General features: G+C 59.6%; 3 protein-coding genes and 1 pseudogene. 2 read left to right on the top strand and 2 right to left on the bottom strand.

Annotation, left to right across the window (positions count from 1 at the left end; all coding sequences use genetic code 11):
* Positions 1 to 269: 269 nt before the first annotated feature.
* Positions 270 to 3,980 (bottom strand): methionine synthase, encoded by a 3,711-nt coding sequence (gene metH, locus JMV15_RS09525; RefSeq protein ID WP_038449970.1) that lies wholly within the window; start codon positions 3,978 to 3,980, stop codon positions 270 to 272.
* 167 nt (positions 3,981 to 4,147) lie between these two features.
* Here metH and JMV15_RS09520 point away from each other — a divergent pair, with 167 nt between their 5' ends.
* Together JMV15_RS09520 and JMV15_RS09515 are read left to right on the top strand one after the other, a co-directional pair.
* Positions 4,148 to 6,439: a fatty acid cis/trans isomerase gene (locus tag JMV15_RS09520; protein ID WP_038449972.1), complete on the top strand. Its 2,292-nt coding sequence runs from the start codon at positions 4,148 to 4,150 to the stop codon at positions 6,437 to 6,439.
* An 81-nt stretch (positions 6,440 to 6,520) separates the two neighbouring features.
* Positions 6,521 to 7,468: pseudogene (locus tag JMV15_RS09515) on the top strand (acyltransferase family protein); the annotation flags it as partial.
* A 92-nt stretch (positions 7,469 to 7,560) separates the two neighbouring features.
* Here JMV15_RS09515 and JMV15_RS09510 read toward each other — a convergent pair.
* A complete protein-coding gene (locus JMV15_RS09510; protein ID WP_201491357.1) occupies positions 7,561 to 11,913 on the bottom strand; it encodes an SET domain-containing protein-lysine N-methyltransferase in 4,353 nt (1,450 codons plus the stop codon).
* Positions 11,914 to 12,022: the final 109 nt, after the last annotated feature.

Here is a 12,022-nt window from a genome sequence, read left to right as displayed (position 1 = left end):
GGACCTGGCCGTCCCCAGGCGGCAGTTATGGCAACAACTGGCCGATGAGCCGGGGCATGAGCGGTTTTTCCATCTGCTCGAACCACTGCACGATACCCAGGCGTACCGGTATGCGACGGCTGATCAAGGGCCAGCGTTTGCTGGGGCTGTCCCGACAATTGTTAAGGAGGTGCAGGCATTACAGGCAACTGTCACCGTAGCGCCACGACCCGGTCCGGCATCGCCGCAACCGGGGCCGTCGACACGGCGGTAACGAGCCGGGCAGGCCTTCAGTTGTCGTAACCCAGGTTCGGCGCCAGCCAGCGCTCTGTGACGCTCAGGTCCTGGCCTTTGCGTGCGGTGTAGCTGGTCACCTGATCCTTGTCGACTTTGCCCACCGCAAAATACTGCGCCTGTGGGTGGGCAAAGTACCAGCCACTGACCGCCGCCGCCGGGAACATCGCGTAGTGCTCGGTCAGGAATACGCCGCTGCGCCCGGCGTGCATTTCACGCGCCTCTGGGTCCAGTAGTTGAAACAGCTGGGCCTTTTCTGTGTGGTCCGGGCACGCCGGGTAGCCGGGGGCAGGGCGTATGCCGCTGTACTGCTCCTTGATCAGTGCTTCGTTGTCCAGTTGCTCGTCCTTGGCATAACCCCAGTGCTCTTTACGCACTTGCTGGTGCAGCCATTCGGCGCAGGCTTCGGCGAGACGGTCGGCGAGGGCCTTGACCATGATCGAGTTGTAGTCATCGCCGGCGTCCTGGTAAGCCTTGGCCACTTCTTCGGCACCGATGCCGGCGGTGGTGATGAAACCACCGATATAGTCGGTCACGCCGCTGTCCTTGGGCGCGACGAAGTCGGCCAGGGAAAAGTTCGGCTTGCCGTCGGTCTTGATGATTTGCTGGCGCAAGTGATGCAGTTTGGCGATGGGCTGGCCGTCGTCACCGTACACTTCCAGATCATCGTCCTGCACCTGGTTGGTCGGCCAGAAACCGAACACCGCACGGGCGCTGATGAGTTTTTCGTCGATCAACTTCTTGAGCATTTCCTGGGCATCGGCATACAGCGCGGTTGCCGCTTCACCCACCACTTCATCGGTGAGGATGCGCGGGAACTTGCCGGCCAGGTCCCAGGAGATGAAGAACGGCGTCCAGTCGATGTATTCGGCGAGGACGTTGAGGTCGATATTGTCCAGCACCTTGGCGCCGGTAAAGGTCGGTTTGACCGGGGTGTAGCTGCTCCAGTCGAACTGCGGCTTCTTGGCGATGGCCGCCGGGTAGCTCAGGCGCTCGGTGCGTGCACTACGGTTGGAGGTGCGCTCACGTACGTCGATGTATTCCAGACGGGTCTTTTCGACGAAGCCGGCCTTCAACTCCTTGGACAGCAACTGGGTGGCCACGCCCACGGCGCGGGAGGCGTCGGTGACGTAGATCACCGCGTCGTTGCTGTACTTGGGCTCGATCTTCACCGCCGTGTGCGCCTTGGAGGTGGTGGCGCCCCCGATCATCAGCGGCAGGTGGAAATCCTGGCGCTGCATCTCGCGGGCCACATGCACCATTTCATCCAGAGACGGGGTGATCAGGCCGGATAGACCGATGATGTCGCACTTCTGCTCCTTGGCCACCTGCAGGATCTTCTCCGCCGGTACCATCACCCCCAGGTCGACGATGTCATAGCCGTTGCAACCCAGCACCACGCCGACAATGTTCTTGCCGATGTCATGCACGTCGCCCTTGACCGTGGCCATCAGGATCTTGCCCTTGGCTTCAGGCTTGTCGCCTTTTTCCAGCTCGATGAACGGGATCAAGTGGGCCACCGCCTGCTTCATCACCCGGGCGGATTTCACCACTTGGGGCAGGAACATCTTACCGGCGCCGAACAGGTCGCCGACGATGTTCATGCCGGACATCAGCGGGCCTTCGATCACTTCGATCGGGCGCGCAAACGACAGGCGCGATTCTTCGGTGTCTTCGACAATGTGCGTGGTGATGCCCTTGACCAGCGCGTGTTCCAGACGTTTGTTGACCTCCCAGCCACGCCATTCCTCGGTCTCGGCTTCCTTGACGCTGCCGTCGCCCTTGTACTTGTCGGCAATCGCCAGCAGGGCGTCGGTGCCGTCCGGCGTACGGTTGAGTACCACGTCTTCGACGGCGTCACGCAGCTCGGCGGGGATCTGGTCGTAGATCTCCAACTGGCCGGCGTTGACGATACCCATGGTCAGGCCCGCACGGATCGCATGCAGCAGGAACACCGAGTGGATCGCTTCGCGCACCGGGTTGTTGCCCCGGAACGAGAACGACACGTTGGACACGCCACCGGAGGTCAGCGCGTAGGGCAACTCATCACGGATATAGGCACAGGCGTTGATGAAATCGACGGCATAGTTGTTGTGCTCTTCGATACCGGTGGCGACCGCGAAGATGTTCGGGTCGAAGATGATGTCTTCCGGCGGGAAACCGACATCATTGACCAGGATGTCGTAGGAGCGTTTGCAGATTTCTTTCTTGCGCGCTTCGGTGTCAGCCTGGCCGGCTTCGTCGAACGCCATCACCACCACCGCCGCGCCGTAGCGCTTGCACAGCTTGGCGTGGTGAATGAACTGCTCTACGCCTTCCTTCATGCTGATGGAGTTGACGATGCCCTTGCCCTGGATGCACTTGAGCCCGGCTTCGATCACTTCCCACTTGGAAGAGTCGATCATGATCGGTACGCGGGAGATGTCTGGCTCACCGGCGATCAGATTGAGGAAGGTCACCATGGCCTTCTTCGAATCCAGCATGCCCTCGTCCATGTTGATATCGATCACCTGGGCGCCGGCTTCCACCTGCTGCAGGGCGACTTCCAGGGCTTCGGTGTAGTTGTCTTCGCGGATCAGGCGGGCGAACTTGGCTGAGCCTGTGATGTTGGTACGTTCGCCGACGTTGACGAACAGCGAACGGCGATCAATGGTGAACGGCTCCAGGCCTGATAGGCGGCAGGCCTTGGGAATGTCCGGGATCGGGCGCGGCGCGTAGCCAGCCACGGCCTTGGCGATGGCTTCAATATGGCCCGGTGTGGTACCGCAGCAGCCGCCGACGATGTTGAGAAAGCCGCTCTGGGCGAACTCTTCGATGACCTTGGCCGTTTGCGATGGCAGCTCGTCGTACTCGCCGAATTCGTTGGGTAGGCCAGCATTAGGGTGCGCCGAAACGTGGGTGTTGGCCTTGTTCGACAACTCCTCCAGGTAGGGGCGCAGCTCGCTGGCGCCGAGGGCGCAGTTCAAACCGACCGAGATCGGCTTGGCGTGTGCCACGGAGTTCCAGAACGCTTCGGTGGTCTGGCCCGACAGGGTTCGGCCGGAGGCGTCGGTGATGGTGCCGGAGATCATGATCGGCAGTTCCACGCCCAGTTCCTCGAACACCCCTTGCACGGCGAAGATCGCGGCCTTGGCGTTAAGGGTGTCGAAGATGGTTTCGATCAGGATCAGGTCGGCGCCGCCTTCGATCAGGCCCTTGGTGGCTTCGGTGTAGTTTTCCACCAGCTCATCGAAGGTCACGTTGCGGTAGCCGGGGTTGTTGACGTCTGGCGACAGCGAGCAGGTACGGCTGGTCGGGCCCAGTACACCGGCGACAAAACGCGGTTTGGCCGGGTTCTCGTGGGTTTTGGCGTCGGCCACCTTGCGCGCCAGGCGTGCGCCTTCCACGTTCAGTTCATAGGCCAGTTCTTCCATGCCGTAATCGGCCATGGAGATTCGCGTGGCGTTGAAGGTGTTTGTTTCAAGGATGTCGGCGCCGGCGTCCAGGTAGGCTTTTTCAATGCCGCCGATCACGTCCGGGCGGGTCAGCACCAGCAGGTCGTTGTTGCCCTTGACGTCGCTTGGCCAATCGGCGAAGCGTTTGCCACGGTAGTCCTGCTCCTCGAGCTTATAGCTCTGGATCATCGTGCCCATGCCACCATCAAGGATCAGGATGCGTTCCTTGAGGGCTTGGTGAAGGGCTTGCAGGCGAGCGCTACGATCGGGCATGGGACTACTCTGGTCAGGCATTACGGAGGGCGTGAATCATAGCAAACCTGTGCCGATTTGGAGCATGTCCGGGTTGTGCATGAATATCGCTCATGTTGCTGGCGGTCATGGCCCGGTAGAATCACCGCCATTTCACAGACCGCACGCCTTGAATCGGGACCCGATACATGTCACTTCGTTTGATCGTCAGCGCCGTCCTGGCCTTGATAGCCAGTACTGCGCAGGCAGAAGGTCCCGCTTCGGCGATCTCCTACACCCGCGATATCCAACCGATCTTCACCGAGAAATGCGTGGCCTGCCACGCCTGCTACGACTCCGCCTGCCAGCTCAACCTGGGCAGTGCCGAGGGCGCCGCGCGCGGTGCAAGCAAAATGCCGGTGTATGACGGCGAGCGCGGCCAGGCCACGCCAACTACGCGGTTGTTTTATGACGCATTCGGGAAGCAGGCGTGGCAGCAAAAGGGCTTCTATTCGGTGCTGGACGCCCAGGGCAGCCAGGCTGCGCTGATGGCGCGCATGCTGGAGCTGGGGCACAACGCGCCGCTGGCGCCCAATGCCAAGCTGCCCGACAACATTGTGCTGGGGCTCAACCGCGAAAATATGTGCGCAACGCCCGGCGAGTTCAGTGCCTATGCCGGCGCTCACCCCAAGGAAGGTATGCCGCTGGCGGTCACCGGCCTGACCGATCAGCAATACCAGACTTTGCAACGCTGGCTGGCCTCCGGCGCGCCGATTGACGAGCAGGGCCTGGCGCCGAGTGCCAGGGAAGCGTTGCAAGTGCAACAGTGGGAAAACCTGTTCAACCAGCCGGGCGCCCGGGATAGCCTGGTGGCGCGCTGGCTGTTCGAGCATTTGTTCCTGGCGCATATCTATTTCGAGAACGGCGAGCCGGGGCATTACTTCCAGTGGGTGCGTTCGCGTACGCCCAGTGGCCAGCCGATTGACTTGATCGCCACACGTCGCCCCAACGACGACCCAGGCACCCAGGTGTACTACCGCCTGTGGCCGGTGCAGGGTGTGATCGTGCATAAAACTCACATCACTTACCCCTTCAGCGCGGCGAAGATGGCGCGGATCAAGGCGTTGTTCTACGCCGGCGACTGGCAGGTCACGGCCTTGCCAGGCTATGGCCCCGGCAGCCGGGCCAATCCGTTCGCGACATTCGAAGCCATCCCGGCTAAAGCGCGCTACCAATTCATGCTCGATAACGCTGAGTACTTCGTGCGTACCTTCATTCGCGGGCCGGTGTGCCGTGGGCAGATCGCCACGGACGTGATCCGCGATAACTTCTGGACGCTGTTCCAGGACCCCGACCACGATCTGTACATCACCGATGCGCGTTATCGCGGCCAGGCCACGCCGTTGCTGGCCATGCCCGGGCAGAATGACGACGTGGGCAGTGTGCTGAGCCTGTGGCTGGCCTATCGTGACAAGCGCAACCAATACGAAGCCTTGCGCCGTGACAACTATGCAGACCTGCCGGCGCCGAGCTGGTCGACATTGTGGGCGGGCAATGACAACGCCTTGTTGAGCATTTTCCGCCATTTCGACAGCGCCTCGGTGACCAAGGGCCTGATTGGCGAGGTTCCGCAGACGATGTGGCTGTTCGACTACCCACTGCTGGAACGCACCTATTACCAGCTGGCGGTGAATTTCGATGTGTTTGGCAACGTCTCGCACCAGGCCCAGACCCGCCTGTATTTCGACCTGATCCGTAACGGCGCCGAGCAGAACTTCCTGCGCCTGATGCCCGCCGACACCCGTGAAGACTTCATGGACGATTGGTACCAGAACAGCGGCAAGCTCAAGCTGTGGCTGGACTACGAAGCGATTGACGATGACAAGGCCAGTGGTTTGCACCTGAGCGAGAAGGACCCCAAGCGTGACTTCGCCAACCAGTTGCTGACCCGCTACGGCCATTTGAACGCCAGCCCCGACCCGATCAACCGCTGCAGCGGCGCGTTCTGCTCCCGCGACGGCATTGACCCGGCCTTGCAGGATGCCGAGCAAGCCCTGAGCCGCCTGACCTCGCGGCCGGCGGCAGGGCTCAAGGTGATCGAGCAATTGCCCGAAGCCACGATGCTGCGCATCGAAACCGCCAGCGGCAAGCGCGAGGTCTACAGCCTGCTGCGCAACCGTGCCCACAGTAACGTGGCGTTCCTGCTGGGAGAGGCGTATCGCTATCAGCCGGGGCTGGACACGGTGACGATCTACCCAGGCGTGCTCAGCAGCTACCCGAACTTCATGTTCAATATCCCGGCCCGGCAAGTGCCTGAGTTTGTCGCGCAGATGGAGCAGGCCAAGGACGCCAAGAGCTTCGAGAAAATCGTCGACCGCTGGGGTGTGCGTCGCAGTCACCCGCTGTTCTGGCAGTACTTCCATGACTTGTCGCGGTACATTCACGAAACCACGCCGGTGGAAGAGGGCGTATTGGACATGAACCGCTATGAGAACCTATAACGAAGTGCATTGATCCGGTCATTTCTGCATGCGGGGCTGAAGCAGTCGGATATTTACCTACATATTGGAAAGGGTATGCCGATGCTGATTTCAGTGCAGTTGTTGCGCGCGTTGGCTGCATGGGTAGTGGTGGGTCACCACGTCATGCAGCTGTTTTTCAACTTCGAGGCCCACAACGCCTTTGAGGACCTGTTGGTCGAAAAGGGCGGCGCCGGGGTGGACGTATTCTTCGTCATCAGCGGCTTGGTGATTTTCCTCGCGAGCGCCGATAAAGCGCTGACACCCTGGCGCTTCATGCTGATGCGCGTGGCCAGGATTGCTCCGGCGTACTGGTTCTATACCGTGCTTTTGGCTGTGCTGGTCACGGCCATGCCCTGGATGTTTCCAGACGTTCAGCTAGAACTGGGTCATGTGCTCCTGTCGATGCTCTTTATCCCCGCGCAAAACCCGGCGGGCTACGGCGTGTATCCACTGCTGGATGTGGGCTGGACGTTGAATTTCGAGATGCTGTTCTACTGCCTGTTCGCTGTTGCGCTGCTGGTGCGTGAAGCCTGTCGGCTGTGGGTGGTGGCGGCGCTGTTGTATCTGCTGTGCTACGTCATTGGCCCCGCCTTTGACTTGGCCGACGGGTTTTACCGTAATGACATTGTCCTGGAGTTTCTCATGGGCGTGGCGATTGGCATGCTCTACCGCCGCGGTCTGTGCCGGTCCAGGCCGTGGCTGGCGTTGCTGGGCGTCGTCGCGGCATTGGCGGCGATCTACCATGGCGTGGATGCCCCGCGCGCGTTGGAATGGGGAGTGCCCAGCGCCGTGCTGGTGATCAGTTGTGTGGCGCTGGAGCCTTACTTCCATGGTTCGCGCTTGATAAAACTGCTGGGAGACTGCTCCTACTCGGTGTATCTGCTTCACGTACTGGTGCTATGCGCTGGGCGCTGGGCCATCGAGCACAGGGCAATAGACCCCTACGCAATGATACCGGTGTGCATCGCTGTCATTGCGCTGGGCGCATGGGCCAGTTACCAGGTGTTGTAGAAGGCTGCGCATCGCAGGCTCAAACATTGGTTTGGCATTGATGATGCGTTACCCATCTGGCAAAAGCATTAGCACTGCCGTTTGGCGGCTCAGGGCCTCACGTACTTCCAGTAGGCTTTCCCATAGTCCATCAGCAGCTCGGTCCCGGCAGGGATATCCCGCCAAGCGACTATGAACACCATGTATTTGCCGACATACACGGCGCCGACATTTTCGATGCCAGCGTCGGGCAGGTTGGGCACCTTGACCGCATTGATCAGGCTTAGCGTACTGCTGTTACCGTGGCCGCTGATAGTCGCGCCATGAGTGTGGGTCTGGAATAAATACGTGCCGACGGCCGCTTCACCTTTTTCCAGTATCTCGGTATTGATCGAGGCTTGATCAAGGTGCAGCTTGCCGGTATACGGCCCAAGGACATCGAAGCGTTTTATATCGGTTCTGGCTACGACCGACAGGCCACGCTCTGGGCCCTCCTGCAGTTTCTTGACCTCCAAAAGGCGATCAAGCCGGCGATGATGATTGCCTTCCTTGGCGATCCATTCACGGATACTCTTGGTTGCAGCCTCTTTGACTTCGACGTATTGCAGGCCGGTGAACTCGTCAAAAAACTGGTTGGCGTCGGTGATCTCTATTTTTTGCAACGGACCTTCAAGTTCAAGGGTCAAGCTGCGCCTGACGTCGTTGGGGTCTTGCAGAATTGGCGCATTATTGTTGATTTTATGATCAAAAGACGCCGTGATTGAAGTGGATCGGCGCCGCGTGGGTGTGGCGTCATCGTCCAGCCGCGGACGTTTTGAGCTACCTGCCGTGGGGGGCGCAGGCCGCTTCCTGGCCACGGGCTCGTCCACCGGGCTTCGTTGTCCGAACAGCCACCTTTCTCTACCGGCGCGGGTCATGCTGCCATTGTCATTGACGTAGTCACTCCAGATAACCGGGTTGAGGTTGTTCTGCTCGACAAATGCGTGCATGGACACCCTTGAGTTGGTGGCGTTGTAGTGCTTGTTCCACTCTTGCAGGTGTTCGGGTTTCAGGTCGTCGAATTGTTCACCTCTGGCGTATTTGGCGAGTACTTTGCCTGCCGCTCGATAGGTGCCATCAATGTTTACATGCTCGGCAAAGGCCACCGGGTCCAGGTTATGGTCGGCGGCGAAGCCTTCAAGGGTGAGGCTGTTGCGCTCGCGCTGGGACGCCTTGCTCCAGTGCTCCATATGCTCGTAAGTGACGCAGGTGCGGGCGGTCCCTGCACGGTCCAGCATCTTTCGCCCTCGGGGTGTCAGGGTGTTGCGGCTGTTGACGAACTGCCGAAAGGCGCTGGGGTCCAGGTTGTAAGTGCTGACGAAGTTGTCCATGGTTTTTTTCAGGGCGTCTTCACTGGCCTCGGTCCATTTCAACAGCACTGAGGGCGTTACCACGCTTGGCGCATCCGGCGCGCCGCCCGCGAGCTTGATCGGGCCTGAATACCAATGACCAGGCTCCACCGACGACAGCGTGATCGACAAATCGCGATTGCTCCTCGGATTGACCAGTACGATAGAAAAGCTGGTGTCGGCGCCCGCGGCGGCCTCCTGAATGAACCCATAGGAATTGTCGCGGACCTGGTACACCGCGATTTTGCCCTTGTCATCAACATTACAGATGAACTTCTGGTTGTAGTCCGCTCGGGAGAAGATACCGTGTGCGTCGGGCTTGAGGCCTCTGATCAACTCCGGGTCAACCGCGTACTGACGAATCAACGGGCTGCTGTTGCTGATGACCGTGATCGGCTCTCTAAAGCGCGGCCCGAAGGCTTTATTGGAGGCGGTATCGATCAAGCGATAATCCGGCGCCTCGAGGCTGCCGACGTTGCGCATCGGGACATTGGCGAAGCCGTCCACGGTAAACAGTTGATCGCCCGCCTGCAGCGGCTTCCAGCTGTCAGGGTCAACCGAGCGTATGTGCCTTGCGGCGATCGTCCCATCGCGCAGCTGGGCAATACCCCGTTTTGCCTGGCGCATCAATTTATGTCCCAGCTTGAGCAAACCAAAGCGCGCGAGCCTGAGCAGGCTGGGCAGGGCGGCCAGGGGGTTGAGTTCGTGGAGCGTGGCAATTACCAGCTTCCCGGTCAGTTTCGCGAGCTTAGGCAGCGCCAGGCGCAGCCCGGTCTTGCCTGCGTGGATGAGCAGGCGGGTGGAGCCGGCCACATACCGCCCTACCGGCAACGCGAAAGCTACGATGTCAATGAACAGGCCGGCGACGCCTGACTTGATGCGCTGGGGATCACCGGAGGCGATGTCGTCGATACCGCCCCAAAACGGGATAAAAATCTTGCCCCAGAACGCCAAGTCTTCGAGTACCTCAGCGGGAATGTCTACCTCCCGCGTGTCTTTGCGGGTTTTTTCCAGGAGGGCTTGCTCATCGCAGAAAAACAGCTCGCGGGCAATCATGCTTGCCAGGGTTTCACTGCGCGGCGCATACAGCGTGTTGGGCGCGAACGATGGGATGCGCGGCCCTGCGTCGATGCCAGGCAGTGTCTCGCCGACTTGTTCAACGATCAACTCAGCTTTTTTGCCTGGTCTGGGCGCTTTGTTCTCGCGGTAAGCCTCTCGATCAAACGGTACTTCGGTGGCCAGCCTGTACTTATCCCAGCTCATGGCGTCGCGTAGCTCTACCACTTTGCCGTTTAGCGGTAGGCTTTGCAGGTCTTTGCGTCGACGCAGCAGGCCGGCGAAGGGGAATACCTCGATGTAGATGGCATGGAGGGGCGAGCGGGGCTTGGCGATGCGTAGGATAAAACCTGTCCGGTAACGAACGGCATCGGTCTTGGCTTTGGTTTCATATTCGATGGGCACCTTGTCCAGGGCTTCTCTTAATGAATACACGGTGATCTCGTCCTGATCCACATCCAGGGTCGCATTGCCCAGGTGCGCAAGCAGTGACTGGATTAAGGTCTTGTAGGCGTTTCTCGGCATCTCAAGGGCGTCGCGAAAGGCTTTGTCGTACTCCATGTCCGAGACAAAGCGCCAACGGCTGGGCAGTTTGAGTTTGAGGTTCTGAATTGCGTTGAACATCTCATATTCATGCTGCTCCAGGGCGGTGACGGCCTGGGTGAGCTCATCCCGTGAGTGGCCCGACGATCGGCTGGCGATCAGGCCGTTGGCCTGTGCCCATTGCACGGTGGGGCCCAACTTGGCCGCTGCGACCAGTGCCTGTTGTTTAATGTCATCGCCGCTGGCGCGAAAGTGTTCCGCCGCCTGGTTGAGCAATTGTTCGAAACTCATGTGGCGCGATGAACCCGGTGCAATCGTTTCGGCCAGCAGAAAGCCGCTTCTGAAATTGACCCAGGTACTGGTGGCAGCGTAGGGGAGGTCATCGGGAATATCGGCCACCCAGACTTCGCTGGCAACATTGGCCTTGAGGACGCACACCGCCAATTGTGCCGCGTCAGCGCTGATCGACAAGCTATGTTCATAGCGGCTGATCAAGGATTGGCGGACCGACGAATAAGACGCGCCAGGCGCGATGAATAGTTTCAATTCGTTGTCGATCAGCGAGTCGGTGCTGGGAATGATCGTCAGCCACAACGCGCGCCACAGTAATTTCACCCGTACCGGGTCTGGGCAGATTTCGTCCTTCTGGCTGCCATACCAGTCCAAGGCCTTGGCAATCCGTTCGCCCAGTGCCAGGTTATCGGGGCTATTGAGCAATTGATCGAGCAGCACGGTGGGGGTGGTGGTGAGCATGTCCTGTTGTGAGGCGGTGAATGTTTCGGGCAATACATGACGGAACAGCGATTGACGGGTTTGTGTTTCGATCTGGCGGATAATCTCCTTGATTTTCTGGTCGGCAGGCGCATCCAGCAAGTGCTGCAAATCGCTGAGGTTGCCTTCGTGTCCGAGTTTTTTCAGGGTGTGATGTTCCTGCAAGACAGCGAGAACCGCTTTCCACTGCTCGCGGGTTTTGGGCTGTGCCGGGATGATCGAGTAATACTTGAGCACCAGATCAAACCGCACCGAACCGTCGCTTTTGAGGCCGTTACCCACACGCCGGTTGATATCCAGCAACACGTCGGCGTCGATGTACCAATAGGTGGGCATATGGCGCAGGATGACCGAATGGTCGGCAATGCTGAACGTTTCGGCAGGGTCGGGTATCGGTGAGCGCGTGCTGCTGAACAAGGTGGAGAGCAGGTCGTAAAGGAAGTCCCGGCCGATAATGGAATCATCCGGTTCGGGCTTTTCCCGCAGGAAGCGCTGAAAGTCTTCATCGGCTTCCAGCTTTGCCAAGACTCGAAAGGCTTCCTTGCACTCGCGATGCAGTTCGCTGTTGTGCGGGGGGCAGTAGTACACCTCGGCGGCGGATGCCGTCAGCGAGCCTTGTGTCGTCACGAAATCAATCAGATGGTCCAAATGCACTTGCTGTTCCGGCAAGCCCTTGAAATAGAAGCTCTGCAATGCGTTATTCATTCAATCCTCACAATCCGTAGTCGAAGAGGATTCACTCTATTGAGCCGGGGTTTGCGGGGGGGGGCTATATAGGTAGGCACAGGTTTTCGCAGAAATGGCCAGGTGTCAC

Source organism: Pseudomonas paracarnis, from assembly GCF_904063055.1.
Taxonomy (GTDB): Bacteria; Pseudomonadota; Gammaproteobacteria; order Pseudomonadales; family Pseudomonadaceae; genus Aquipseudomonas; species Aquipseudomonas paracarnis.
Note: the sequence above shows the minus strand (reverse complement) of the source record. Positions and strands in the feature narration are given on the sequence as shown.